Raw genomic sequence first — 24,572 nt, 5'->3', positions numbered from 1 at the left:
CCTTTTAGAACGAATAGGTGTAGGTCAACATCGCGAACTGCGGCATGCCCGGCGTGTAGTAGTACTTCGGTCCGCCGTAGCCGGTCGTTTTGTCCACTTCCGTCGCGTAGCGCTGGTCGAAGAGGTTGTTGACGTTGAACTGGTAGCGGTGGTGTCCGGTGGTATAGGCAAGGCTCAGGTTCGTGACCAGCGTAAAGCCGTCGTACTTCTCCGTGTTGAGGTCGTCCATGTAGAAAGGACCGTAGCTGATCCCCTCGATGCGCGCCGAGAGGCTGCCGTCATGGTAGCCGGCAAAGAGCGAATACTGGTAATCGGGGATGTAGCGCTGCCTGTTGCCTGAATAGTCCACCCCGCCGTCGACGTAACTGCTGTAGCTGTAATCGAACCAGGCGCCGTTGGCACCGACGTCCACCATGTCGCTGAGGAAGTAATCGACGCTGAGCTCCGCCCCGATGCGTTTCGTTTTACCGGCATTGGTGTAATAAGTCGTATTGTCGGCCCCCTTGACCGCCACGATCTCGTCGCGCACGGCGTTATAGTAGAGTGACAGATCCATGCTCCAGTCGCGGCTGCGCTGCTTCATACCGACCTCGTAATTGACCGACAGCGAGGCTTTGAGCGACGGGGAACTGCCGTAGGCGAGGTTGGCACGGACTTCGCTGTCCGTCGGCGCCTGATTCGCCGCGGCGATGAGGCCGTAAACGTTGAGCGTCTCCGTCAGCGCGAACGTCGCGCCGACCTTCGGCGAGAGCAGATCGTAGGACTCGGTGACGCTGTAGTCGCCCTCGCCCGTCGTATAGTTGCCGTCGGCGTAGTCGTAGGCCAGGTACTCCGTCCCGTCGATATCGAAGGAGAGGTGGTCGTACCGCAGCCCCACGTCCACGAGCAGGCGCTCCGCGGGCGCGAAGGTCTCCTGAATGTAGAAGCCGTAGAGCGTGCTCGTACCGTCTTCGACCCCGGCCAGGTCCCCTTTCGCATCGGAGGTGACCTTGATAATACGCGTACTCGGTCCCGGGACGTCAATGTAGTCGCGGTAGGTGTACTTTTTGCTGTTGTCACGGATGTCGCTGCGCGCCGTCAGGCCGAAGACGAGGGAGGCGTCGCGGTTAAAAAGCGTATGTTTCGCATCAAAGGCGAGGTCCGTCCCGATAACGTAGTTGTCCGGCGCGTCGTTGATCATCCCCGTGACCGGGTGGTAGTGGCCCCACTTCGTGAAATACGCCTGCGGCTTGAAGGTCAGGTCGCCGAAGCTCTTCTCGTACTGGACGTTGAAGAAGTAGGTATCGGAATAGCGGCCGCTCTGCTGCCACGCGCCGTTGGTGTTCGTCGTCTCCCCCGTCTCTTTGAAGGCGGCGAATTCGTCAGCGCTGAGGGACTGGGGCAGCTGCAGGTTCGCTTCGGTATAGGCAAACTCCATCTGCAGCGAGGCGTCATCCTCGAAGAGGTGGCCGTATTTCAGGCTCGCCTGGGTCGTATCGAACTCGTTCCAGTCCCTCCAGTCGTTTGACGACTGGCGGCGGGAAACGCTGACGCCGACGTAGTTGCTCTCATCGATCGCAAAGGAGCCTTTGATGTTGGCATTGAGGGTGTCATAGGTGCCGTACCCGATCTTGACACGGTTGTTGTCCGTATCGAAAACGGATTTGGACTTGATAAAGACGACCCCGCCGCTGGCATTGGCCGCATAGATCGAACCCGGCCCCTTGAAGACCTCGACGCTCTCCATGTCGTCAACGTCGATAAAGTCCATCCGCGTGAAACTGTCCGGGTCCGTCATCGGGACCCCGTCGCGCATGACCATGATCTCCCGGATGCCGTAGCGCGCTTTCAGCCCCGCGCCGCGGATGATGAGCCGGCTGTCGTAGCCGTTGTTCTTGCTCATCGTGATCACCCCCGGGATCGTTTCGATGGCATCTTTGACGTTGAGCACGTTGCGCTCTTCGATCTCCTCGTTGTCGACGACAGCGACGCTCTGCGGCACCTCTTTGGTTTCGCGTTCGAATTTCGTCGCGGTGACACTCACGGCGTCCAGGGAGTAGGTATCCGCTCCCATCAGCGTCGTGAGTGCCGCCGGGATACTCAGCAAAATCCCCTTTTTCATACACACTCCTTAAATATAATACATAATATTATTAGAAGAGTGTTACCTAAGTGTTAAGTGGAAAAGCCCCTGTACCTTGGCGTTTAACGACATATATTCTTTTTGATTAAAATAAATCTTTTTAATGCGCATCATCCAATTTTTTCAAACGATTAAGGTTTGCGTGATCGGAAATTGTGTTTGCCCTGAAACGGGAGAGATTTAACGCTATTCTCGCTATGATTATTAAAACCACCCATACAGGAGACGATTATGCCCAGTCATAAAAACCGCGAACATCTCGAAGCGATCCGCGACAATATTGCCGCCTCCCCGGAACTCAGCGATGCCGAAAAGAGCAACGGCGTCAAACTCGTCGAAGAGTGGATCGCCGAAGACAAGGGTTTCGGCCTGCTTTATGACGCCCTCGTCGGCCTCTCCTCAAAGTTCGACCCGCTGCTCAAGGAGCTGGGGCTCGATTAGGCCCTTCCTGCGGTTTAACCCCCGGACGCTATACTGTCGTCATCAAACAGGGGGATACGAATGAAACATTTTTTTGTCCTGATGCTGCTCGGTCTTCAGCTCCTCGCGGCCGAACCGTTCTGGCAGCAGGTCCTCTCCGTCGAAGCGGAGCTTTACGCGCCGCGCGGCGATACGAATGCCTCGGAAGCGGCGGGGGTCGATGCAAAACTTGATGCCTTCGCGGGTCTGGTCTCGGCCCTGAAAGCGGCCCCCTACAGTGTTGAAAATCCCGTCAATCCCTTTTTCCACCCCTCCGAAGCGGATGCGCAGCTCTACCGGCTCTCCGCCAAGATCCGCGTCAACCGCGAACAGGGGAACAGCCTCGCCGAAACCCGTGACCGCCTCGCCGTGCAGACGCTGAAGCTGCAACAGCGCATCTTTGTCTTTTTCGCCTCCCTGGCGGCGGAGTGGACCACCCTCGATACGGAAGCGCTGAGCGCACGGGTCCGCGACGAGATCGGCCAGCTTCAGGCGATCGACGTGGAGGCGGATGTCCATGCCGCGGCGGAGGTGACGGAAGAGGGGGAGATTGCCGATGCCCTGCGCAAGAACGCGGCGGCACTGCAGACCCACTACCTTTTCTATAAGGAGCTGCTGGACTACCTCCAACTTCATCCCCAGAGCCTCCAGTACCGCTCGCTGCTGCAGCGCATCAAGCTCGACAGCCTGCTCGCCTTCCTCAACGACAACGCCGTTGCCGCCGAGATCAACACGGGCCTGCGCTACGTCAACACCGACGTCGGCCGCCTCACGCTCTTTGCGGCCAGCCTGCTGCTCGCCTGGCTCGTCGCCGCGCTGCTCTACTACCGCGTCTACCGGATGATGCAACACCTCATCACCCGCAAGGAGGATCTTACGGACGAGATGATGCTCAACAACATCGAAAGTATCCGGCGCCCGCTCTTTATCATTATCCTGGCCTACGGCCTGCAGGTCGGTCTGGAGATCCTGCAGCATCCGAGCAGCTCCCAGGATGAGAGCACCCTCTTCTACTTCGTCTACCTGGCCGCCTTCAGCTACATCGTCATACGGCTGGTCGACAACTTTTTCTACCACTTCCTGCACCAGCGCACCGCGCTCAAGAACCGGCAGATGCGCAGCGAACTGGTCAACCTCATCCTCTCGATCACCAAGATCGTCATCGTCATCACCGCCGTCCTCTTCTTCCTGGTGCATATCGGCGTCAATATCACGGGCCTCGTCGCTTCGCTGGGCATCGGCGGTCTGGCGGTCGCCCTGGCGGCGAAGGACACGCTCAGCAACTTCTTCGGACTGCTCAAGATCCTCTCGGACAACTCCTTCTCCCAGGGGGACTGGATCGCTGCGGGGGATGTCGAAGGGACCGTCGTCGAGATCGGCTTCATCAGTACCGATATCCGCACCTTCGACAACGCTCTCATCACGGTGCCGAACGAAAAGCTCGCCAACGTCCCGCTGAAAAACTACAACCGCCGCAAGGTCGGCCGCCGCATCAAGATGCACGTCGGCGTCACCTACGGTTCGGACCGCGCAGCGCTGGCCAAGGCCATCGACGAAATCCGCCAGATGCTCCTGGAGCACCCCGATACCGTCGTCCCGGGCGAATATGACACCGAGATGTACGCCCGGCTGAAAAAGCGCGAAAAGCGCCTCATCTCCGTCGAGGACAAGTTCGGCATCAAGACGAGCCTGATGGTCTACCTCGATGAGCTCTCCGCCTCGTCGATGGACATCCTCATCTACACCTTCACCAACACCGTCGACTGGGAGGAGTGGCTCCGGATCAAACAGGACATTATCTTCAAGATCTGGGAGATCCTCGACGCGAACGGCCTCGAATTCGCCTTCCCGTCACAGTCGCTCTACTTTGACAAAGATAACATTCGTGATACGGTGGAGCCCATGTTCAAAAATCAACCGGAAAAATAACCCTCGCCAACAAAAAAGGGACTATAATATGGGCAATCATGTAATGAGGAGACCCCCATGGCCCACCCCGACGCCGGCACCCAGGCCACCGATGCCCAGTTGATCGACCTGACCGATCTGATCGCCCGATACTACGAGCTCAAACCCGACCCGTCCGAACCGACGCAGCGGGTCGCATTCGGGACCTCCGGTCACCGGGGCAACTCCCTCAAGGCCAGTTTCAACGAAGAGCACATCCTCGCCATCACCCAGGCCGTCTGCGAATACCGTAAAAGCGCCGGCATTACCGGGCCGCTCTTTATCGGCCGCGACACCCACGCTCTCTCCGACCCGGCCCAGATGACGGCCATCCGCGTCTGCGCCGCCAACGAAGTGCAGACGCGCATCGCCGGGGAGGACATCTTTACCCCGACGCCGGTGCTCTCCTTCACCATTCTCGAATACAACAAGACCCACGCCGACAAGGCCGACGGCATCGTCATCACCCCGTCGCACAACCCGCCCACCGACGGCGGCTTCAAGTACAACACGTCAAACGGCGGCCCCGCGGACACCGATGTCACCGCCGTGATCGAGAAACGGGCCAACGAGATCCTCACACACCGCCTCGAAGCGGTGCACGCCCTCAACCTCGAGACGGCGATGGCCAGTGAATACGTACAGACCTATGACTTCATCACCCCCTACGTCGAAGCCCTGCCGCAGATCGTCGACATCGAGGCCATCAAAGCGGCAAAACTGCGCATCGGCGTCGACCCGATGGGCGGGACGGCCCTGCCGGTCTACCGCAAGATCAACAAGCTCCTCGGCCTGAACCTTCTCCTGGTCAACGAGAAGGTCGACCCCCGTTTTTCCTTCATGACCCTGGACCACGACGGCAAAATCCGCATGGACTGCTCGTCGCCCTATGCCATGGCTTCCATGATCAAACTGCGCGACAAGTACGACATCGCCTTCGGCAACGACGCCGACGCCGACCGCCACGGCATCGTCACGCCCCACAGCGGGCTCATGAACCCCAACCACTACCTCAGCGTTGCCATCTGGTATCTCTTCACCCACCGCCGGAAAAAAGGCGTGCTCTCTTTTATCCCCTTCGTCGAAGGCAAAGCGTGGAAAGACACTAACATGGGCATCGGCAAAACGGCCGTCTCAAGCTCGATGATCGACCGCATTGCGGGCAGCCTCGGCGCAAAACTCTATGAGGTCCCCGTCGGCTTTAAATGGTTCGTCGGCGGCCTCTACGGCGGCGACCTCGCCTTTGGCGGCGAAGAGAGTGCGGGGGCGAGCTTCCTTCGGATGGATTCGACCCCGTGGAGCACGGACAAGGACGGCATCATCATGAACCTCCTGGCCGCCGAGATCCGCGCCGTCACCGGCAAGGACCCGGGCGCCATCTACGAAGGTTTCGAAGCGGAGTTCGGGCAATCCTTCTACGCCCGCATCGACGCCGTTGCGGACCCGGAACAGAAAGCGAAACTCAAAGCAATCAGACCCGAGGACATCACCGCCGAGACCCTCGCCGGCGAGCCGATCGTGCAGCGCTTCAGCAACGCCCCCGGCAACGACGCACCCCTGGGCGGGCTGAAGCTCGTCACCGAAAACGGCTGGGCCGCCATGCGCCCGTCGGGCACGGAGGACATCTACAAGATCTACGCCGAAAGCTTCATCTCCGAAACCCATCTCAAAAGGATCCAGGAGGAGGCCCAGGCGATCCTCTCGGATTTCTTCGCCCGATAGATGCCGCGCTACGACCTTCTGAAAGCTATCGCCCAGGAGGCGGGCAGCCTCTTTCTGGAGGGCTACCACGCCCCCAAAGAGGTGCGCTACAAAAGCGACATCGACCTCGTCACCCAGTACGACGTCGCCGTCGAAGAGCTGCTCAAAGCCAGGCTCGCCGAGGCCTTCCCCGACCACACCCTCGTCGGCGAGGAGAGCAGCGCAACGATCACCTACCCCGAAAAGGCGATCTACATCGACCCCATCGACGGTACGACGAACTTCGTGCACGGCATCCCCTTCTGCGCCATCTCCATCGGGATCTGGGAAGCGCAGCAGCCCCTGGCCGGCTGCGTTTACAACCCCGTCCTCGAAGAGCTCTTCTATGCCGAAAAGGGCAAGGGTGCCACGCTCAACGGTGAACCCATCCGCGTCGATGCCGAAGCCGACAGCCTGCCGCGGGCACTGATCGCGACGGGGTTCCCCTACACCAAGATCGAGCAGGGCGGCGACTACGAATGGGTGCTGCGCACCATGCGCAGCATGCTCCCCTATACCCGCGACATCCGCCGCCTCGGCTCCGCGGCCCTGGACCTCTGCTACACGGCCAAAGGCACTTTCGCTGGCTTTTACGAGATCAACCTCAAACCGTGGGACGTCGCGGCGGGGATCCTGATCGTTCTTGAAGCCGGCGGGGCGGTGAGCCGCGAGGACGGGGAGCCCTATACCCTGGAACGGCGCATCATCGTCGCGACCAACGGGAAGATCCACGATGCCCTGGTAGCCAAACTGGGAGAGGCGTCCGCAACGTAGCCGCGTTTGCGCTACAATGACACTATACCAATCCAGGAGCCGGCTATGGACGGCATCAGCGTCAAGATCAACCCGCTGCACCTCGAAGACCTCCGCAACGAACATCACCCCTCCCTGTTCGACGTCAACCCCGACTACGACATGCTGATCGTACGCCTGCCGGTCATCGGCGAGGATGTTCAGATCGTCTCTACCGGCTTTATCCTGACCCCGACGGGAAGCTACCGGTTCGACAGGGAACGCAACGATCTCATTGCGCTCGAGAGCCGTTTTGAGGGGCCCCATCGCATCATCGACCCGCTGATCGACCGTTTGCTCAAGGGATTCAACGGCTACCTGGAGCGCGTCGCGGACATGGAGGAGCGGCTCTACACCGACAGGGCCGAAACCAATTTCATGACGCAGTGGCTGGGGCTGAAGCGGGACATCCTCCGGGTCGAGCGGGTCCTGGCGCGCACCACCACCGTTCTCGCGGAGGTGACGGAGCATTACGAACCCCTTGAGCGCTTCCCCGTCGACCACTACGCCGACCTGCAGGAGCACACCGACCGTCTCCTGCGCTCGGCGCTGCACCAGCTCTCCAAGCTCGACTACATCTACAACTTCCACAACGCCCGCACCAACGAGAAGATGAACCGGCTGATCTACCTGCTCACCGTTATCTCGGCGATCTTCCTGCCCCTCAATCTTGTCGTCGGCTTCTTCGGGATGAATACGGGCGGGCTCCCTTTTGCGGACACCCCTTCCGGTACCGTGAATGCCGTTATCCTGATGGCCTCCCTCTTGCTGGTGACATCGGTCGGACTGCTGCTGTGGCACCGGCGGCGGGTCACGCAACACCATTGACAGGAGCCCGACAATGCGCATACTGCTACTGATTTTCCTGCTGTTGGGCACCCTTCAGGCCGCCGACGTCAACGCCACCCTCTATGAGAGCAGCGACAAACCTGCCCTCTACAAGGCCCTGCGCCTCCAGATCGATGCGGCACAGGCCGCAGGGAGCCTGACCCCCACCCAGGCCGACGCGGAGCGGGCCGAACTGGAGCGGCTGCGCCGTGCAGCAACCCAGACCCCCGCACCCGAAGAGAAGCCCGAAGCCCTCCTGTCACAAACCGGCCCGACGCTGGAGCAGGGGTATGCGGCCCTGTCGGCGGCGGCCCTGGCCTCCGTCAAGCAAGAGAGTACGGATCGCAAACTGCACGACATCCAGTCCAAGCTCACCTTCTTGAAGCAGACGATCGAACAGCTCACCGCCGAGGCGAAGTTCCAACTGCGCGCCTACCAGCTCCAGTTCGCCTACTACAAGGTCCAGCAGCAGAATCTCGAAACGAGGCGGGAGCGCCTCGAACGCTACGGCAAAGCCGTGGCCGACACCCTCTCAAAACGGCTCAAAGAGATCCGCTGCACGGATGCCGACCTGCCATCAACGGTGGAAGCGGCCGGGCATGAAATCGACAAAAGCCTGCAGCGCAAGCTCGCCGCCGAAATCGCCCTGGAAGGGGCCGAACTGGAGGAGAACGCAGACAGTGCACGCCTGACCGCGGCCCTGGAGAAAGCGGGTAAGGAGTACAGCAAAGCGCTGCAGGCCAAGCTGGAATCGGCCGCCAAACTGGCGCTGTGCATGCTCATCGAAGCGAAGAACGAACCTTTTTTCACCCTGCTCGATACCATGGATGAAGACGCCGCGCGGCTCTCCGGGGAGGTACGCAGCCTTTTCCGCGCCCAGAATGCGCAGCTGCGCGCGCTCGCCAAGGCGCACTTCGGGGTAACGGCCCTTGTCGTCGGCGACACCCTCCACGAAACGAAAGCGCTGCTGCAGCGCGCCGGCGATACCCTGACCGCCCCGCTCTTCATCTTTAACGAACGCCCCATCAGCATCCTCAGCCTCATCAAGGCGCTGACGATCCTGGTCGCAGGCTTCTTCCTGGGCGCGTTCTACAAGCGTTGGATCGCGCGACTGGCACGGCGCTGGCCGGACATGAGCCAGATGTCGATGCGCCTGGCGTCGAATATCGGCTACTACCTCATCGTCTTCGTCGCCGTCATCATCGCCATGGGAAGCCTCGGCATCGACATGACCTCCATCTCCCTCATCGCCGGGGCCCTCTCCATCGGGGTCGGTTTCGGGCTGCAGACGGTCGTCTCCAACTTTATCGCGGGGATCATCCTGATGTTCGAGCGCACCATCCGCATCGGGGACACCATCGAGATCAGCGACGTCCTGCGCGGGCGCGTCACCGACATGCGCATCCGCTCCACGACGGTCAAAACCTTCGACAACATCGACATCGTCGTGCCCAACTCCTCTTTCATCCAGAACAACGTCATCAACTGGACCCTCGAGGACGCAACCCGGCGTATCCACATCCCCTTCGGCGTTGCCTATGGTACCGAGGTCGATACGGTGAAAAAGGCGGTGCTCGAAGAGCTGAAAGAGAGCAGCCTCTCCTATCTCCGGCATGACCCGGAAAAACAGCCCGAAGTGTGGATGGTCAACATGAACAGCAGCAGCGTCGATTTCGAGCTGATCGTCTGGGTGGAGTGGGCCAACCGAAACCGCCCCAGCGCCCTGCGTTCGGACTTCCTTATCCTTATCTACAACGCCCTGAACAAACACGGCATCCAGATCCCCTTCCCGCAGCTCGACCTCTACGTCAAACAGCTGCCCAAGGACGGTCTGTAGCGCGTTAGCGGCGCAGCGTCGCGATCAGGCGCTTCTCGTTCAGCAGCAGCCCCAGGGCCTCGCCGATCTGCTTGCAGACGATGTCGCTTGCCATCAGGGTCGCCGTCGCGCACCCCTCGTCCCCGACCAGGGCGATACCGAGCCCCGCCGCTTTGAGCATCTGCGCGTCGTTGCCGCCGTTGCCGACCGCCGCGCAATGCGGGGCGCCGAGCTCCCAGATGTAAGCCGCTTTCTCCCCCGTATGGTCGCTGCTTTGCAGCACCTTGACGGTGACGTCAAACGCCGCCAGCGCCTTGGCCACGGTCCCGAAGGTATCGGAGGTGATGACATGCACGTCGTAACGCGCGCAAAGCGCACCCAGCAGTGCGGCCGCCTCCGGTGTCAGCGCCCCGTCCAGGGCGAGCGTCCCGTTATAATCGAGCACGACGTGGCGCAACCGCAATGTCGCGTAGTGGGGGATGTCAATGACGGTTTCATTCGGCATAAGCGTTCCTTTTGCAGCATCATACCATGGCGCCTCTAAAGTGCGTTCTTATCGAAAGAGGACTATGATTCGGAAAAAGCGAAAAGGCCACGCATGGATGACATCCGACTGACCCAATACAGCCACGGTGCCGGCTGCGGCTGTAAGATCTCCCCAAAACAGCTTGACAATATCCTCCAGAGCGCCCGCGAAAACATCAGCTACCCCGCCCTGCTGGTGGGCAACGCCAGCAACGACGACGCGGCGGCCTTTGACCTGGGCAACGGCACTTCCGTCCTCTCCACGACGGACTTCTTCATGCCCATTGTCGACGACCCCTTCACCTTCGGGCGCATCGCGGCCACCAACGCCATCAGCGACATCTACGCCATGGGCGGCAAGCCGCTGATGGCCATCTCCATCTTCGGCTGGCCCATCGCCAAACTGTCCGACGAGGTCGCCCGCGAGGTGATCGAAGGGGGACGTTCCGTCTGTGAAGCGGCGGGCATCCCGCTGGCGGGCGGCCACAGTATCGACTCCCCCGAACCCATCTTCGGCCTGGCCGTCACCGGTATTGTCGACAATAAACATCTCAAGCGTAACAACGGCGCCGAAGCGGGCTGCGAGCTCTTTTTGACCAAGCCGATCGGTATCGGGATCCTCACGACGGCGCAGAAGCAGGGCAAAATCGCCGAAGGGGATATCGACCCGGCCGTCGAGGCGATGACGACGCTCAACGCCATCGGGGCGGCGATCGCCCACATGGAGGGGGTCACCGCCGTCACCGACGTCACCGGCTTCGGGCTTCTGGGCCACCTTGCCGAAATGGTTGAAGGCAGCGGCATCGGTGCCGTCGTCCGGTTTGACGACGTCCCCCTGCTGCCGAAAGTCAAGGAGTACCTCGCCATGGAGTGCGTTCCTGGCGGCACCCGCCGCAACTTCCAGAGCTACGGCCACAAGGTCGGCCCGATGACCCCGGAGCAGCAAGATATCCTCTGCGACGCCCAGACCTCAGGCGGGTTGCTCTGCGCCGTGCGCAAAGAGGCCGTCGCCGACTTCCTCGCCCTCGCCGAAGCAGAGGGGCTGCACCTCAAAAGCATCGGCCAAACCGTTGAACGCGGAGCCCACCTGATCGATGTCGTTTGATATCATCTTATTGAAAACGCCAAAGGAGCAAAGCCCCTCTGCCTACGCTAACGCTATGTTTGCTTCGGCAGCAGGCCCACACACCTTTGGTGCTTTTACCATTTCCCACAAAAAGATAATTTAATGTCTCAGGAAATTAATATCGGTACAGTCGACGAGATCGAGGCGATAAAACGCAAGAACCTCCCGCTCACCGATGCCTTCCGCAGCATCGTACTTGAAGGGCGCCCCCTCATCGACGTGCGTGCCCCCGTCGAGTTCGAAAAGGGCGCTTTCCCCGGTGCCGTGAATCTGCCGCTGATGACCGACGAGGAGCGCCGTCTCATCGGGATCCGCTATAAAGAGGCCGGCAACGCCGAAGCCGTGGCCCTCGGCAAACAGCTCGTCGGTCCCCACAAACAGGAGCGGGTCCGGGCCTGGGCCGACTTTATAGGCGCCCATCCCGACGCCTGGCTCTACTGCTTCCGGGGCGGCCAGCGCTCCCAGATCGCCCAGGCGTGGCTGGAAGAGGCGGGGGTCTCCCTGCCCCGCCTCAAGGGGGGGTACAAGGCTTTCCGGAATTTTCTGATGGCGGAGAGCGAACGCATCAGCGCAGAGGCCGACACCCTCATTATCAGCGGCCGTACCGGGACGGGCAAAACCCTGCTGATCCACCAACTGGCAAACGCCGTCGACCTCGAAGCGCTCGCCAACCACCGCGGCTCCTCTTTCGGGCGGCACATCACGCCGCAGCCCTCCCAGATCGATTTCGAGGACCGCCTCGCTTATGCCCTGATCCGCCACGAGGCGGCGCAGCACCGCCACCTCGTCATCGAGCACGAAAGCCACAACGTCGGGCGGGTCTACATCCCAAAGCCAGTCTACGACAACTTCCTCGAAGGGGGGCTCATTATCCTCACCGCCACGATGGAAGAGCGGGTGGACATCACTTTCGACGAGTACGTCGCCCACGCGCTGGAGGAGTACCGGATCATGTTCCCCGAGCAGCCTGAACGGCACTGGTTCGATGACGCCAACGCGGGAATTGACCGCATCAGAAGGCGCCTCGGCGATGAACGCTTCCGGCAGATCAAACAGCTCTTCGCCGGCGCCTTCGCCGAGCAGCTCCGCAGCGGGGAGACCGAGCAGCACAAACCGTGGATCAGGATGCTGCTGCGCGACTACTACGACCCCATGTATGACTACCAGATCGCCAAAAGCCCCATCCCCGTCCTCTTCCGCGGCAATGCCGGCGAGGTGATCGACTATGTCCGCAGCCGTGAAGATCGACGCTGACATCAAGCGCTTTGGCAAACGCCTCCAGGACGCCGTCGTCGTTGCGGACGCCGCCAACTTCTACGCCGCCAAACGCACCAACACCCAGCGCCACAACCTGCAGTGCTACATGCAGCAGATGCGCGCGCTGCAGCCCACCCTGCTGCTCGTCGGCGAAGCCCCCGGCTACAACGGCTGCCGCCTGACCGGCATCCCCTTCAGCTCCGAAGCCCTCGTCGCCGAAGGCGTGCTGGAGGGAAGCCTCTTTACGGCACAACACGGTTACCGGGTCGCCAGGCCCCCCTACACCCGCGAACAGAGTGCGGGCATCGTCTGGGAAGTACTGCAGAAGCACCGCACCGCCGCGCTCTGCTGGAACGCTTTCTGTTTCCACCCCCACGGCCGGGGCGATCCCGACTCCAACCGCAAACCGACAAGCAAGGAGATCGACTACGCGGCCCCCTTCCTGCGCCGCCTCCTTGCCCTTTTCCCCTCCGTGACCACCGTCGTCGCCGTCGGCAACAGCGCGGAAGAGGCCCTCAAACGGCTGCAGATCTCCCATACCAAAGTCCGCCATCCCGCCCGGGGCGGCAAACCCGCTTTCACTGCGGGGATGGAAGCACTACTGGCATGCCGCTGACACCGGCACCGTTTTACATCGGTATCGACCTCGCCTGGGCGGAGGGCAATCCCAGCGGCGTCGCTGTCCTCGATGGGGAGGCGCGGCTCGTCGCTTACAATTATGCGGAGACGGTCGAAGCGATCCTCGACGTCGTCCGCGCCTATCCGGGCTGCCGCGTCGGCGTCGACGCCCCGATGATCATCCCAAACGCTACGGGCCACCGCCCCAACGAGCTGCAATTCCTCAAAACCTTTGCCCGCTACGGCCTCGGGGTTCACGCCGTCAACACGCAGCTGTTTGAAAAACGTTTTAAACGTTATGCGGGGTTTGCCCTCTACGAAGGGCTCGAAGCCGAGGGGATCGGTTTTGAAGAGGGCACCCTTTTCGAAGTCTACCCCCACGCCACCATCCTCGCTCTCTTCAACGGAGGCAAGGTCCTGCGCTACAAAGCGTCCGCCCCGAGGGAGACGCGCCTGAGAGCCATGGCGAAGCTGCAAACGGCCCTGTTTGAAGTCCTAACGCTCCCAAACAGCCTTAAAACGCCTCTGGGGACGCTCAGGGGCAAAGCACTCAAGGCCGAAGAGGATTTTCTCGACAGCCTCGTCTGCGCCTACACGCTCTGTTACGCTGCCGAGAAAAGATGTCTGACGTTCGGGGATGCGGCGTGCGGCGTCCTGCTGACGCCGCCGGGGCTCACTCCGTCGTAAAGAGGGTCCCCGACGTCTGTTCTCCGTCGAGCAGATAATTGCGGGCGGCGGTGAGGTCGAAGCCGTTGCACAAAAACATATCGATGCCGCGCCGCATCACGAAATCGGCGGCTTTCAGTTTGGTGACGATCCCGCCCGTGGCGAAGAAACTGCTGGGGGTCGCTTCATCCAGCAGTTCTCCGGGGGTGAGGATCGTTACCTTTTTGCGCAGCTGCGCATCCGCGTGCTCTTTGGGGTTCTTGTCGAAGTACCCCTCGATATCGCTGAGGATGATCAGCTGCTCCGCCCCGATCGCAAAGGCGACGTTGGCGGAGAGCTGGTCGTTGTCGCCGAAAAGCTGATCGGGCGTGGAGGTGATGTCATTCTCGTTGACGATGGGCAGAATATCGTTCTGAAGATGCGCATCAATGATCTCCTGGAACATCTTCGTGCGTTTGCGGGAGTCGAAATCATCCTCAGTCAGAAGGATCTGGGCGGTGTCGATGTCGTAGATGTCGAACTTCTTTTTGTAGCTGGTCATCAAAATCGGCTGCCCCGCCGCCGCCAGCGCCTTCTTGCCGATCTGTTTGCGCTTGTCGAGTTTGAGCGCCGAGTAGCCCGCCGCGACGGCGCCGGAACTGACCAAAACAACATCATATTTTTTCTTCAATTCGGCCACCATGGAGACAAGGTTGAGCATCCGCTCCTTGGCGATATTATTGTTTTCGGTCAGGACGGCGGTCCCGACCTTGATCACTAAACGTTTCATTCATCTCTTTCGCTCTGTTTTGCCATTTAGAATGATGGCAGTAAGTCTCCAAAGTACCAGAAAATCGAAAAAATTGCAAAGTCAGCTCTGCAGCAGCACCAAAAACTGCGCCCCGTAGCGCTCGAATTTCACCTCGCCGACGCCGCCCACCTCAAGCATCTGCGCCTTGCTCTGCGGCCGCGATGCCGCCATCTCCTTGAGGGTTTTGTCCCCGAAAACGACATAGGGCGGCACCCCGTGCTCCTGGGCGATCTCGAACCGCAGTGCCCGCAGTGCCTCGAAAAGCTCCGTGTCATAGTCGAAACTCTCCGGCGCGGCCTTTTTCACGGTTTTGGCCCGGACGTTGAGACGGTCGGCACGGATAAGGACCGGCACCTCGCCTTTGAGCACGGCCAGACCCTCCTGGGTGAGAAAGAGACCATGGTGCTCGTTCAGGTCCACCGCCCCTATCTCGAGCATCCGGTCGATGAGCACGAGCCACTGCTTCTTGTTCAGTGCCTCGCCGACCCCGTAAACGGAGAGTTCGTCATGCCCGTTGGCGAGTACCTTCTGCTCCCGCGAGCCGCGCAGGACGTCAACCAGGTAGCTCTTGCCGAACCGCTGCCCCGTCCGGTAGACAGCCGAGAGAAGCATCTGCGCCTCGGTCGTGATGTCGCGCCGGTCGTACTCTGGCTCCAGGCAGTTGTCGCAGTGCGTCCCGCAGGGCTCGATGCGGTCGCCGAAGTATTCGGCGAGCTGCTGGTGACGGCAGGTCTCCGCCGAAGCGTAGCGGTGCACCGCGCCGAGCTTCTGCATCAGGTGCGCCTTGTACTGCTCGTCCTCGTTCATCTCGACGAACCGCTTCTGCTGGATAAGGTCCTGGGCCCCGAAAAGCATGACGACGTCGGCATGGTCGCCGTCGCGCCCCGCCCGCCCGATCTCCTGGTAGTAGTTCTCGACGGTCTTGGGCAGGCTCATGTGAAAAACGTAGCGGATGTTGCTCTTGTCAATGCCCATCCCGAAGGCGATCGTCGCGACGATGATCCGGACTTGGTCGTGCACGAAGTCGTGAAAAACAGCGTTGCGCTGCTCCGTCGGCATCCCGGCATGATAGGCCGCCGCCGCATATCCTTTCTGCTGGAGAAAGTGCGCGACGGCCTCGACGCTCTTGCGGGAGAAGGCGTAGACGATGCCGCTCTCTTCTTTGTGGTCGTCGAGAAAGTCCCGGAGCTGGTCGTACCCGTCTTTGATGCGGTGGCGCACGGTGATCTGGAGGTTGTCGCGGTAGATCTGTCCCTGCAGGACTTTAGGGTCGTTCAGGCGCAGCAGGCGCAGGATGTCCTCGCGCACATGCGACGTGGCCGTCGCGGTGAACGCGGCGATAGCGATCCCGGGGAAAAAGTCCCGTAGCTGCGACAGGGCGCGGTAGTCGGCCCGGAACTCGTGCCCCCACTCGCTGATACAGTGCGCCTCGTCGATGACAAAGTAGTTGAGCCTAATCGAGGAAAGGATGTTCCGCATCCCCTCCGTATTGAGGCGTTCGGGGGAGAGGTAGAGAAAATCGATCTCCCCGGCGTAGAGGCGGCGCACGATCTCGCTGCTCTCCTCCGCCGTCTGCATCGAGGAGAGCATCTCCGCGCGCATCCCCTGGGCTTTCAGGCTCTGGACCTGGTCGTGCATGAGCGCAAGCAGCGGGGAGATGACGACGGTCGTCCCCTCCATCAGCAGCGCCGGCAGCTGGTAGGAGAGCGACTTCCCGCCGCCGGTAGGCAGGATCATCAGCAGGTCGCGGCCGGCGAGAATGGCATCAACGGCCTCCTCCTGCAGCGGGCGAAAGGCGTTGTGACCGAAACGGTCTTTGAGTACGGAATATTTATCGGTAGCGTGATCGGTCATGGCAAAACTTTTTCACATCATAGCCAAATCGCGACGGCAACGTAAAAAAAGCGGCAGCGGTGTCATCCGCACAAGGCGGACGGGACCTTACATGTCGTGGGTAGAAGCGTATTCGGGGGTACAGAAGATACCGCAGTGGCACTTGCCCTCTTCGGGAACTTCGTGCTCAATGGCGGGTTTGCAGGGGCAGATGCGGTCATCGGCGCTTTTGTGTTTGCCGTTCTCGTCTTCGAGGACCATGAAGCAGGGGCAGAAACGCTTTCCGTACAGTATCTTGTGACGGGCCAGTCCCATCAAGACCCCCTCGTTGACGTCATGATTCGGGTTGTAGACCCATCCGAACTGGGCGTTGACTTTGTCGGTGAATTTTTTCGTTTTTTCGAGTTCGGCGAGGAACTCCGGTGAACTCATATCGACCATCTGCATCATCGATTCCTTGTTATTTCGGGGTTCTACGCCCCTTTTTTCGTTGCCACAAGTATAGGGGGACGCTACTTAAAGGCAAGAAACCCTTTTCCCAAATCGTGAATCCGTAAGGTTGATGTGTCACCGTACGAAATACATCATCGGCGCCGAAAGCCCTGACAGCCCTGCCAGGCAAGCCCTCCGCAAAGCAGAAATTTTGCTTAACATTAGAAGCCACAGACGGGGCGGAGCGGAACGGATTGTGCACACCCCCGAAGCAAAAGATGATGCCAACATAAAGCTTTCAATGCAGAAACTGTTTAAGCGTTTGGGTTGATCCTAAAAGGAATATACTTCGCACATGAAACCGGAACTCATTATCGTAGGGGCGGGCCTGAACGGTCTGCTGTTGGCCTACCTGCTGCAAGAGCGCTACCGCATCACCCTGCTCGAAGGGCGGCCGCGCATCGGCGGCAGGATCCTTACGGTAGAGGAGGCGGGGGAGCGCTTCGACCTCGGCCCTACCTGGATCTGGCCCCACCAGCACCACATACGGCACCTCATCGATGCCCTGGGCCTCACCCTGTTCCGCCACTACGACCAGGGCGCCTTCGCCTATGACGCGCCCGAAGGCGTGCAGTACTTCCGCACCGGGCAAAATGCCCCCTCCTACAGGATCGAAGGGGGGGCGGGCATGCTGACATCCTCCCTGGCCGAACGCTTAGGCGACGTCGACATCAGGCTGGAAACCCCCGTGCGTACGATCCACTCCGACAGCGAGGGTGTCACCGTGCAGACCGACGGCGAAACGCTGCGGGCCTCGCACTGCATCATCACCCTCCCGCCACGCCTCTGTGCCGACACCATCGCTTTTGAACCGCCGCTGGCGGCGCCGATGCGTGAAAAGATGCTCGCCATCCCGACCTGGATGGGCTTTTCGTCCAAGTGCATCGTCACCTATGCCGAACCGTTCTGGCGCGAGCGGGGGCTCAGCGGGTTCGCCACCAGCCACCGCGGCCCCCTCTCCGAAGTGCACGACGCTTCGACCCGGAACAAAGGGGCGCTTTTCGGCTTTTACCACACCCGTTCCGCCGACGACTCCCAGCCTGAACGCGTGATCGAACAGCTTGAGCGCCTTTTCGGAGCGCAGGCCCGCGACTACGAACTCTTCCGCTACCACAACTGGCGCAGCGACCCCTATACCTCCGTCCCCGCCGACCGCGAACCCCTCGACGCCCACCCCCGCTACGGGATGGAAACGGAGGCTTCGGAACGCATCCGCTTCTGCGGGACGGAAACCTCCGCCGAGGAGGGCGGCTACCTCGAAGGCGCCGTCATCGCCGCAATGCGGCTGGCAAAAACGTTGATGGAAGCTTGACCGCACGGCTCGGCCGGATGCCGCAGCACGCTGCCATCCTGTGATCGGTATCACATATGTTACACCACTGAAACCTATCTGTAAAAATCCTTGTTTTTTTAAAAAAATTTATTTTTTAAACCCCATTTCAATTAACACTGTTTTCATACAAAAACGTCCCTCTTTTATAGAAATAGGCAAATTTTTGACAGAATTGCCCATTCATTTTACGCAGGCAATAGATTATTATGCAACCAAAAAATTGTGATAGATAGTCGCACTCTTTTTTTGAATTTTTAAAAAGCTTTCTAGGAGAACAAATGAACAAATCAACACGACTGGCGCTTGCTGCCGTGACAGCACTCGGGGCAACGTCCGCATTCGCGACCAACGGAGACCACCTTATCGGTCTCGGAGCCAAAGCGCGCGGCATGGGCGGTATCGGCATCGGGCTGAGCCACGGGGCGGAATCGGCCCTGGCCAACCCCGCAATGATTACCGAAGTCCCCGCCACGGAGATCTCATTCGGCGGCACGATCTTCATGCCGGATGTCAAATACGACGGCGGTGCGGGCTACCAGCAGAGCGATGCCGACCTGAATGTCATTCCGGAAGTATCGATTGCGGCCAAGATCAATGACAACCTTTACCTCGGCGTCGGGATGTGGGGCACCGGGGGCATGGGAACCGATTACCGCGAAGACACCTCAGGGACCACGATGCAGATGGTGACGAACCTGCAGCTGATGCAGTTCGGCGTCCCGGTAGCGTATACCTCCCACGGCTTCAGCATCGGCGCGACGGCGATCATCCAGTACGGCGCACTCGATATCAACTATAACAACGGGAGCACCGTCGGCTCGGGCATCGCACAGGATATCGCTTTTGGGTACACCCTGGGGGCTTCTTACGACCTGGGCGAAGCCGGCATCACGGGCGCCAAGGTGGGCCTCGTCTATAAATCCGCCATCACGATGGACTACAAAGACCAGCTGACGAATGCAACGGCCCCGTTTGCCACTGCGGGCGTTACCGGCATCTCCTCGGAGCTGGAGCAGCCGGTCGAATACGGTGCGGGGCTCTCCTACACTCTAGGCAGCCATACCGCCGCGTTCGACTATAAGCGTATCGCCTGGAGCGACGCCAAAGGGTACAAAGATTTCGGCTGGAGCGATCAAGACGTCTTTATGATCGGCTATGAGTTTACGTCCGAACTGGGACAGCTCAGAGCGGGATACAACTACGCCAAAAGCCCGATCAAAGAGCTCGACTGGATGAGCAACGGCGGCGCGGCACTGAATATGTTCAACCTGCTCGGGTTCCCGGCCACCGTGGAACAGCACTTCACTGTAGGGGGAACCTATCACCTCAACGAAACGCTCGCGTGCGACCTCGCCATCGCCTATGCGCCGGAAGTCGAAGAACGGTTTACCTCCGCCAACCTCTCCGGCCCATACGAAATCGGATCGAAACACAGCCAGTCCAGCGTCAGCATGCAGGTGACTTACGCCTTCTAAGGGCGCGCTCACCGCAACGTAGCGTTCTCAATAAAGGCGATCACTTTTTCGGCGGGCATCTCGCAGGGTTTGAGCAGCGGGGCGGCGGCTGTCTCGTAGTAGTTCAGGCTTACGAAGTCGTTGCCCCCGAGCTCTTCGGCGTAGAGTTTGATGAGCCTGCCGTCCAGGTGCGTCTCTTTGCGCATCAGGTAACGCTTCCCCTCGTAGAGTACCTCCTGCGCCCCGTCGGGAAAGGCACGCAGTTTTTCACGATAGGACATGGACCGTGTCTCCTTCATTGATCGCCCCGCCCCTCTCAATCACGGCACGGATACCGCCTATTCCCTTGAGACCCGCCATCATATCCTCGCCAAGCAGCCGCGAAAGGTAGCGGCAGGGCGGCGCGCTCCGCACCCACCGCAGCGTCACCTCCCCGATACGGAACCGCTGTCCCTTGAGTGCGGCAAGGTCGATCCCTTCCGTAACGATGTTGCGCCGGAAATCAGCGGCGGAGAGCGCCGTACCGAGCCTCCGGTTGCACTCGGCGATCGCCTCGGCGGCGATCAGCGTCACCTCGCGCACGCCTGGGTCGAACTGGGGCGCGTTGAAGCTGCCGCGGCCGAAATAGTAGCGGTCGCCGGCAAGCCCCCTGCCCGCAACGGCAGTAACGGAAGGTACGCTTTCGAGCGCCGTTTTTGCTTCGGGACCGATAATGAGGGAGACCACCCTGCCGCTTCGTTCATTCATGCCTGAAATCATACCAGGCCCGGGCAGGGTGGGGAAAGAGGGGTTAGGCGGAAAGATCCGGGCGTGCCGGGGTGCTGGCCATGTACTGTTTGAGCTTCGCAATGTGGGGGAAAAACTCGCGCTTGAGTGCATCGCTGTGCATCTTGATCTTGGAAAAATCCATGGCCTCGTCCACGTTGAACCGTATGGCATCTTCAGCGCCCTGCTCGACAATGCAGCTGATCGGCGAACTCGTACGCAGCCATTCACACAGGCGGTCTGCCAGCTCTTTTCCAATGACGGTTTCAACCTCTTTTGACGTGATGAACATCTGATAATTCCTTAATAATAAAATGCGTAAGTCTACTGCGCTACCGACTCTGCAGCGTCTCAGCCTTGTCACATTATTATTACAAAAATTCATGTTCTCTACCTATTAAATCTGCGCTATTTTTCATCACTACGCATAACATTTTCCAATGTGTTACTGCTGGATACATCTGTTCATTTGACAGAGTTTCTTTTGATAGAGTAATATTTCCTAAACTAATAAAGTAATTGAGATAAAGATATGGGTTGGGAAAAAATAAGATATCCATCGGATAAAGAAATCAAAGAATTCGAGAAAACATTTGAACAAGAAAATGGTTTTAAGTTCATCAGGAAACCAAGATATTTTGTAGATGAAAATCTTGGACAAGGTGTCACTGACCTGATACGCTATCTTGGTGGTAACGTTACTGACCCATGGGAACAGGGGATGCTTGGATACAAAGATGATCGTGTTTGGCGATTTGCAAGGGAAGAAAGACGAATCATCCTTTCCCATGACGATGACTTTATGGATGAAAGTAAATACCCTATCAGAGAATGCTATGGTTATATTCTTCTCCCTCACAAAGAAGGGGGCGAGTCTCCACTCACACAAAAAATCGTTCAAATGTATAATATTATTTCAAGTGGTGCAGGCTTTCTTTATAGAAAGAAATTGATTATTAGAGAAAATGGGCATTGGGAACTCCACTCAATATCAGAAACTGGCAAGATAATAAAGACCCTATATGATCTAAATGATAGGAACCATGTATATGAACTCAATTAGGGAACTAGCACCCTATACGAAGTAATCAATAAGCCACGAACCAAGTAGAGATTGCTTATTTTTAACGTAAACACTTTAAAGGGAAATGATGGATATTAGCGCCGGCGTACTCTGGGACATCTTCAAACATACCGGGTCATGGCTCATCAACCTGGGCCGTGCCGGTGAAGCGCGCAAACGGCAATCCGTCACTGCGCTGCGAAACGTCATCACCGCCGCGCGGGAGACTTCCGTCTATATCCGGCAGGTGCGCGACACCGGCAAACGCGACCACGCCGCGGAGAAGGATCTAACCCTTCTGTGGACGGAACTGGGATTCGCCCTGCACGACCTCGGCATCGAAAAGCTTGCCCGAAGGTGCCAGATCAAGGGCAAGGAGTGGTCTGACCCGGAGCAGTACAACCCGGTGTTCCTGGAAAAGGCCCATATCAGCCTGGAACGGATGGAGCGGATAGCCAAGGAGATCCTGCGCCAGATCGAGCAGTGAGCGCTACCGTTGCGCTTTCGCAATCGCCTCTTTGCACAGCGCCGTAATCTTCCCGAACGCCCCCGCACCCACGTCCGCTTTCGGCACGATCCAGCTGCCGCCGACGCACGAGACGTTCGGCAGGGCGAGAAAGTCGTTCATGTTAGTGAGGCTGACGCCGCCGGTGGGGCAGAAACGCATCTCCGGAAAAGGCCCGGCGAACCCCTTGAGCAATTCGACGCCCCCGACGGCGGTGGCGGGGAAGAGTTTGCAGCCCGTGATGCCGGCGTTGATCGCCATCATCACTTCGCTCGCCGTCGCGACGCCGGGGATGAAAGCGATCCCCTCCGTCGCGCTCGTTTCCAACAGCTCCGGGCTGATGCCGGGACTGAACGAGAACTGGCCGCCCGCCTCACGGACCCGTAGCAGGCCGTTAGCGTCAATAACGGTCCCGGCGCCGACATGCATCTGCGGCACCGCTTTGGCAATGGCCTCGATGGAGGCCAGGGCCGCGTCGCTGCGCAGGGTCACCTCCATAATGCCGACACCGCCCTCAAGCAGCGCTTCGGCCAACGGTACGGCGTCTTCCGCTTTTTCAAGCACGACGACCGGCACGACCGGCGAGATATTAAAAAGTTCCGCTGCTGTCATGCCCGCTCCTCTCCGACGGCGTCAAAGATCGTCGCCCCCTCTTCCGCGCTGCCGACGTTTTGGCGCATCAGGGCAAAAAGTTCGCGGCCCATGCCGTGACGATTGTGCAGAAGCGACGGCGACGCGGGTTCCCGCGCAGCCAGTTCCGCCGCATCGACCAGCAGCTCCAGCCGCTTTTCGTGCACGTCGAGCACCATGCGGTCCCCGTCGCGCACTTTGGCCAGCAGACCGCCGTGGGCCGCTTCGGGCGTCATGTGGATGGCAGAAGGCACTTTGCCCGACGCCCCCGACATCCGGCCGTCGGTGACAATGGCGACCTTGTACCCCTTATCCTGCAGCACGCCCAGCGGCGGCATCAAACCGTGCAGCTCAGGCATGCCGTTGGCCCCCGGCCCCTGGAAACGGACGACGGCGATAAAGTCGCGTTCGAGCTCCCCCACCTTGAACGCGCTCTGCAGCGCCTCCTGGGAGTCGAAGACCCGCGCTTCGCCTTCGATGTGCATCAGCTCTGGTTTAAGTGCTGAGATCTTGATGACGCTGCGGCCGAGGTTCCCCTCCAGCAGGGCCAGCCCCCCTTCGTGGGAGAAGGGCTCCTCCACGGTCGAAACAACCTCGGGATTGAGTGACGCCTTGGGCGCGGGGTGGAAGGCGAGCGCACCCTCTTCCAGCGCCGGGCGCTCCGTATAGCGGCGCAGCCCCGTCCCCATCACGGTCTGGACATCCTCGTGCAGCAGCCCCGCGTCGAGGAGTTCGCGGATAACGAGCCCCATGCCGCCCGCGTCGCGGAAATGGTTGACGTCCGCCTGGCCGTTGGGGTACATCTTGCAAAGCAGAGGCGTCACGGCGGAGAGAGCGTCAAAGTCGTCCCAGGTCAGCACGATTCCCGCCGCCTTTGCCATGGCGATGAGGTGCAGGGTGTGGTTCGTCGACCCCCCTGTTGCCATCAGGCCGATGACGGCGTTGACAAAACTGCGCTCGTCGATCATCCGTCCGACGGGCAGGTAGGCCTCTCCCAGCTGGGTGAGCGCCGCCACCCGCTGCGCCGCCGCCGATGTCAGCGCGTCGCGCAGCGGCGTGTTCGTATTGACGAAGGCGCTGCCGGGGATGTGCAGCCCCATCACTTCCATCAGCATCTGGTTGGAGTTGGCCGTGCCGTAGAAGGTGCAGGTCCCGCTGCTGTGGTACGAAGCGGCCTCGGTCCGCAGCAGGGCGTCCTTGCCGACCTTGCCCTGGGCGTACTCCTGGCGCACAAGCGCCTTTTCGGCATTGCTGATCCCCGAGGGCATCGGTCCCGCGGGGACGAAGACGGCGGGCAGGTGTCCGAAGGTCAGCGCCCCGATGAGCAGCCCCGGTACGATCTTGTCGCAGACGCCGAGGTAAAGCGCGCCGTCGAAGACGTTATGCGACAGGGCGATGCCTGTCGCCATCGCGATGGTATCGCGGCTGAAAAGGGAGAGCTCCATCCCCGGCTGCGACTGGGTCACCCCGTCGCACATCGCCGGAACCCCGCCGGCCACCTGCGCCGTCGCGCCGATATCCATGAGCGCGCGCTTGATCAGCGGAGGGTAAGTGGCGTAGGGCTGGTGGGCGGAGAGCATGTCGTTGTAGGCGGTGACGATCCCGATATGCGGCGTCACCGTTCCCGCCAATTTGCTCTTTTCATCTTCGGACTCCGCGGCCATGGCGTGGGCAAGGTTGCTGCACCCAAGCACTTCGCGGTTGGCGCGGTGCGCATGGTGCGCCGCGTCGATCCGCTGCAGGTAGCGCTCACGGGTCGGGGTGGATCGCGTGCGGATCCGCTCGGTCACTTCAAGGATAACGGGATGCAT

Annotated in this window: 24 protein-coding genes; 14 read left to right on the top strand and 10 right to left on the bottom strand. The window is 60.0% G+C overall.

The window, feature by feature from the left end; all coding sequences use genetic code 11:
* Positions 1 to 4 precede the first annotated feature (4 nt).
* On the bottom strand, positions 5 to 2,101 hold the full coding sequence (locus ACM66T_RS00180; protein WP_231019564.1) for a TonB-dependent receptor: 2,097 nt from the start codon (positions 2,099 to 2,101) through the stop codon (positions 5 to 7).
* A gap of 252 nt (positions 2,102 to 2,353) precedes the next feature.
* Here ACM66T_RS00180 and ACM66T_RS00175 point away from each other — a divergent pair, with 252 nt between their 5' ends.
* From ACM66T_RS00175 to ACM66T_RS00150, 6 genes are read left to right on the top strand one after another with little or no spacing between them, the layout of a single operon-like run.
* The gene (locus ACM66T_RS00175; protein WP_231019563.1) at positions 2,354 to 2,563 is read left to right on the top strand and encodes a hypothetical protein; all 210 of its coding nucleotides are present in this window, start codon (positions 2,354 to 2,356) and stop codon (positions 2,561 to 2,563) included.
* A 60-nt stretch (positions 2,564 to 2,623) separates the two neighbouring features.
* On the top strand, positions 2,624 to 4,510 hold the full coding sequence (locus ACM66T_RS00170) for a mechanosensitive ion channel family protein (RefSeq protein ID WP_416768661.1): 1,887 nt from the start codon (positions 2,624 to 2,626) through the stop codon (positions 4,508 to 4,510).
* A 57-nt stretch (positions 4,511 to 4,567) separates the two neighbouring features.
* Positions 4,568 to 6,250: a phosphoglucomutase (alpha-D-glucose-1,6-bisphosphate-dependent) gene (gene pgm / locus ACM66T_RS00165; RefSeq protein ID WP_416768660.1), complete on the top strand. Its 1,683-nt coding sequence runs from the start codon at positions 4,568 to 4,570 to the stop codon at positions 6,248 to 6,250.
* Positions 6,251 to 7,042, top strand: coding sequence for an inositol monophosphatase family protein (locus ACM66T_RS00160; protein WP_416768659.1), 792 nt, complete (start codon positions 6,251 to 6,253; stop codon positions 7,040 to 7,042). It abuts the gene before it with no gap.
* A 45-nt stretch (positions 7,043 to 7,087) separates the two neighbouring features.
* Complete coding sequence (locus ACM66T_RS00155; RefSeq protein ID WP_416768658.1) at positions 7,088 to 7,888, top strand: magnesium transporter CorA family protein; 801 nt, start codon at positions 7,088 to 7,090, stop codon at positions 7,886 to 7,888.
* 13 nt (positions 7,889 to 7,901) lie between these two features.
* Positions 7,902 to 9,725 carry a mechanosensitive ion channel domain-containing protein gene (locus ACM66T_RS00150; RefSeq protein ID WP_416768657.1) on the top strand — a complete coding sequence of 608 codons (1,824 nt, stop codon included), beginning with the start codon at positions 7,902 to 7,904 and terminating at the stop codon, positions 9,723 to 9,725.
* Between the two features lie 4 nt (positions 9,726 to 9,729).
* Here ACM66T_RS00150 and ACM66T_RS00145 read toward each other — a convergent pair whose 3' ends face one another.
* Complete coding sequence (locus tag ACM66T_RS00145) at positions 9,730 to 10,209, bottom strand: HAD family hydrolase (protein WP_231019557.1); 480 nt, start codon at positions 10,207 to 10,209, stop codon at positions 9,730 to 9,732.
* Positions 10,210 to 10,302: 93 nt separating this feature from the next.
* Between ACM66T_RS00145 and selD the strand changes: the two genes are divergently transcribed.
* From selD to ACM66T_RS00125, 4 genes are all read left to right on the top strand, one after another.
* A complete protein-coding gene (gene selD, locus ACM66T_RS00140; RefSeq protein ID WP_231019556.1) occupies positions 10,303 to 11,334 on the top strand; it encodes a selenide, water dikinase SelD in 1,032 nt (343 codons plus the stop codon).
* Between the two features lie 123 nt (positions 11,335 to 11,457).
* The gene (gene mnmH / locus ACM66T_RS00135; protein WP_416768656.1) at positions 11,458 to 12,609 is read left to right on the top strand and encodes a tRNA 2-selenouridine(34) synthase MnmH; all 1,152 of its coding nucleotides are present in this window, start codon (positions 11,458 to 11,460) and stop codon (positions 12,607 to 12,609) included.
* Positions 12,581 to 13,228, top strand: a complete 648-nt coding sequence (locus tag ACM66T_RS00130; protein WP_345970200.1) for a uracil-DNA glycosylase — start codon at positions 12,581 to 12,583, stop codon at positions 13,226 to 13,228. Before mnmH ends, ACM66T_RS00130 begins: the two co-directional genes overlap by 29 nt.
* Entirely contained in the window at positions 13,219 to 13,917 is a 699-nt protein-coding gene (locus tag ACM66T_RS00125; RefSeq protein ID WP_231019552.1) for a DUF429 domain-containing protein, read from the top strand. The genes ACM66T_RS00130 and ACM66T_RS00125 overlap by 10 nt, the downstream gene beginning before the upstream one ends.
* On the opposite strand, the gene proB is transcribed toward ACM66T_RS00125, so the two are convergent.
* From proB to ACM66T_RS00110, 3 genes are all read right to left on the bottom strand, one after another.
* A complete protein-coding gene (proB, locus tag ACM66T_RS00120; RefSeq protein WP_231019551.1) occupies positions 13,904 to 14,665 on the bottom strand; it encodes a glutamate 5-kinase in 762 nt (253 codons plus the stop codon). The genes ACM66T_RS00125 and proB overlap by 14 nt on opposite strands.
* Before the next feature lie 81 nt (positions 14,666 to 14,746).
* Positions 14,747 to 16,540: a DNA helicase RecQ gene (gene recQ / locus ACM66T_RS00115; RefSeq protein ID WP_231019550.1), complete on the bottom strand. Its 1,794-nt coding sequence runs from the start codon at positions 16,538 to 16,540 to the stop codon at positions 14,747 to 14,749.
* A gap of 87 nt (positions 16,541 to 16,627) precedes the next feature.
* On the bottom strand, positions 16,628 to 16,966 hold the full coding sequence (locus ACM66T_RS00110; protein ID WP_416768655.1) for a ferredoxin-thioredoxin reductase catalytic domain-containing protein: 339 nt from the start codon (positions 16,964 to 16,966) through the stop codon (positions 16,628 to 16,630).
* A 340-nt stretch (positions 16,967 to 17,306) separates the two neighbouring features.
* Between ACM66T_RS00110 and ACM66T_RS00105 the strand changes: the two genes are divergently transcribed.
* On the top strand, positions 17,307 to 18,323 hold the full coding sequence (locus ACM66T_RS00105; protein ID WP_231019549.1) for a flavin monoamine oxidase family protein: 1,017 nt from the start codon (positions 17,307 to 17,309) through the stop codon (positions 18,321 to 18,323).
* A 299-nt stretch (positions 18,324 to 18,622) separates the two neighbouring features.
* Positions 18,623 to 19,819, top strand: a complete 1,197-nt coding sequence (locus ACM66T_RS00100; protein ID WP_231019548.1) for an OmpP1/FadL family transporter — start codon at positions 18,623 to 18,625, stop codon at positions 19,817 to 19,819.
* A gap of 8 nt (positions 19,820 to 19,827) precedes the next feature.
* On the opposite strand, the gene ACM66T_RS00095 is transcribed toward ACM66T_RS00100, so the two are convergent.
* The 3 genes from ACM66T_RS00095 to ACM66T_RS00085 are packed head-to-tail and all read right to left on the bottom strand — an operon-like array spanning position 19,828 to position 20,855.
* Entirely contained in the window at positions 19,828 to 20,079 is a 252-nt protein-coding gene (locus ACM66T_RS00095) for a hypothetical protein (protein WP_231019547.1), read from the bottom strand.
* The gene (locus tag ACM66T_RS00090; protein ID WP_231019546.1) at positions 20,066 to 20,545 is read right to left on the bottom strand and encodes an MOSC domain-containing protein; all 480 of its coding nucleotides are present in this window, start codon (positions 20,543 to 20,545) and stop codon (positions 20,066 to 20,068) included. The genes ACM66T_RS00095 and ACM66T_RS00090 overlap by 14 nt, the downstream gene beginning before the upstream one ends.
* Positions 20,546 to 20,588: 43 nt before the next feature.
* Positions 20,589 to 20,855, bottom strand: a complete 267-nt coding sequence (locus ACM66T_RS00085) for a hypothetical protein (RefSeq protein WP_231019545.1) — start codon at positions 20,853 to 20,855, stop codon at positions 20,589 to 20,591.
* A 240-nt stretch (positions 20,856 to 21,095) separates the two neighbouring features.
* Here ACM66T_RS00085 and ACM66T_RS00080 point away from each other — a divergent pair, with 240 nt between their 5' ends.
* A complete protein-coding gene (locus ACM66T_RS00080; protein WP_231019544.1) occupies positions 21,096 to 21,626 on the top strand; it encodes a DUF5615 family PIN-like protein in 531 nt (176 codons plus the stop codon).
* An 88-nt stretch (positions 21,627 to 21,714) separates the two neighbouring features.
* Positions 21,715 to 22,113 carry a hypothetical protein gene (locus tag ACM66T_RS00075; RefSeq protein WP_231019542.1) on the top strand — a complete coding sequence of 133 codons (399 nt, stop codon included), beginning with the start codon at positions 21,715 to 21,717 and terminating at the stop codon, positions 22,111 to 22,113.
* Positions 22,114 to 22,116: 3 nt separating this feature from the next.
* On the opposite strand, the gene eda is transcribed toward ACM66T_RS00075, so the two are convergent.
* Positions 22,117 to 22,743 carry a bifunctional 4-hydroxy-2-oxoglutarate aldolase/2-dehydro-3-deoxy-phosphogluconate aldolase gene (eda, locus tag ACM66T_RS00070; RefSeq protein ID WP_231019541.1) on the bottom strand — a complete coding sequence of 209 codons (627 nt, stop codon included), beginning with the start codon at positions 22,741 to 22,743 and terminating at the stop codon, positions 22,117 to 22,119.
* Positions 22,740 to 24,572, bottom strand: coding sequence for a phosphogluconate dehydratase (edd, locus tag ACM66T_RS00065; RefSeq protein ID WP_416768654.1), 1,833 nt, complete (start codon positions 24,570 to 24,572; stop codon positions 22,740 to 22,742). Before edd ends, eda begins: the two co-directional genes overlap by 4 nt.

The organism is Sulfurimonas sp. ST-25 (assembly GCF_048079205.1).
GTDB classification, from domain to species: domain Bacteria; phylum Campylobacterota; class Campylobacteria; order Campylobacterales; family Sulfurimonadaceae; genus Thiomicrolovo; species Thiomicrolovo sulfuroxydans.
Note: the sequence above shows the minus strand (reverse complement) of the source record. Positions and strands in the feature narration are given on the sequence as shown.

Bases quoted from the DNA above. Each gene is read 5' to 3' on its own strand.
- ACM66T_RS00180 (WP_231019564.1), bottom strand. From the start codon at position 2,101: ATGAAAAAGGGGATTTTGCTGAGTATCCCGGCGGCACTCACGACGCTG.
- ACM66T_RS00175 (WP_231019563.1), top strand. From the start codon at position 2,354: ATGCCCAGTCATAAAAACCGCGAACATCTCGAAGCGATCCGCGACAAT.
- ACM66T_RS00170 (WP_416768661.1), top strand. From the start codon at position 2,624: ATGAAACATTTTTTTGTCCTGATGCTGCTCGGTCTTCAGCTCCTCGCG.
- pgm (WP_416768660.1), top strand. From the start codon at position 4,568: ATGGCCCACCCCGACGCCGGCACCCAGGCCACCGATGCCCAGTTGATC.
- ACM66T_RS00160 (WP_416768659.1), top strand. From the start codon at position 6,251: ATGCCGCGCTACGACCTTCTGAAAGCTATCGCCCAGGAGGCGGGCAGC.
- ACM66T_RS00155 (WP_416768658.1), top strand. From the start codon at position 7,088: ATGGACGGCATCAGCGTCAAGATCAACCCGCTGCACCTCGAAGACCTC.
- ACM66T_RS00150 (WP_416768657.1), top strand. From the start codon at position 7,902: ATGCGCATACTGCTACTGATTTTCCTGCTGTTGGGCACCCTTCAGGCC.
- ACM66T_RS00145 (WP_231019557.1), bottom strand. From the start codon at position 10,209: ATGCCGAATGAAACCGTCATTGACATCCCCCACTACGCGACATTGCGG.
- selD (WP_231019556.1), top strand. From the start codon at position 10,303: ATGGATGACATCCGACTGACCCAATACAGCCACGGTGCCGGCTGCGGC.
- mnmH (WP_416768656.1), top strand. From the start codon at position 11,458: ATGTCTCAGGAAATTAATATCGGTACAGTCGACGAGATCGAGGCGATA.
- ACM66T_RS00130 (WP_345970200.1), top strand. From the start codon at position 12,581: ATGTCCGCAGCCGTGAAGATCGACGCTGACATCAAGCGCTTTGGCAAA.
- ACM66T_RS00125 (WP_231019552.1), top strand. From the start codon at position 13,219: ATGCCGCTGACACCGGCACCGTTTTACATCGGTATCGACCTCGCCTGG.
- proB (WP_231019551.1), bottom strand. From the start codon at position 14,665: ATGAAACGTTTAGTGATCAAGGTCGGGACCGCCGTCCTGACCGAAAAC.
- recQ (WP_231019550.1), bottom strand. From the start codon at position 16,540: ATGACCGATCACGCTACCGATAAATATTCCGTACTCAAAGACCGTTTC.
- ACM66T_RS00110 (WP_416768655.1), bottom strand. From the start codon at position 16,966: ATGCAGATGGTCGATATGAGTTCACCGGAGTTCCTCGCCGAACTCGAA.
- ACM66T_RS00105 (WP_231019549.1), top strand. From the start codon at position 17,307: ATGAAACCGGAACTCATTATCGTAGGGGCGGGCCTGAACGGTCTGCTG.
- ACM66T_RS00100 (WP_231019548.1), top strand. From the start codon at position 18,623: ATGAACAAATCAACACGACTGGCGCTTGCTGCCGTGACAGCACTCGGG.
- ACM66T_RS00095 (WP_231019547.1), bottom strand. From the start codon at position 20,079: ATGTCCTATCGTGAAAAACTGCGTGCCTTTCCCGACGGGGCGCAGGAG.
- ACM66T_RS00090 (WP_231019546.1), bottom strand. From the start codon at position 20,545: ATGAATGAACGAAGCGGCAGGGTGGTCTCCCTCATTATCGGTCCCGAA.
- ACM66T_RS00085 (WP_231019545.1), bottom strand. From the start codon at position 20,855: ATGTTCATCACGTCAAAAGAGGTTGAAACCGTCATTGGAAAAGAGCTG.
- ACM66T_RS00080 (WP_231019544.1), top strand. From the start codon at position 21,096: ATGGGTTGGGAAAAAATAAGATATCCATCGGATAAAGAAATCAAAGAA.
- ACM66T_RS00075 (WP_231019542.1), top strand. From the start codon at position 21,715: ATGGATATTAGCGCCGGCGTACTCTGGGACATCTTCAAACATACCGGG.
- eda (WP_231019541.1), bottom strand. From the start codon at position 22,743: ATGACAGCAGCGGAACTTTTTAATATCTCGCCGGTCGTGCCGGTCGTC.
- edd (WP_416768654.1), bottom strand. From the start codon at position 24,572: ATGCATCCCGTTATCCTTGAAGTGACCGAGCGGATCCGCACGCGATCC.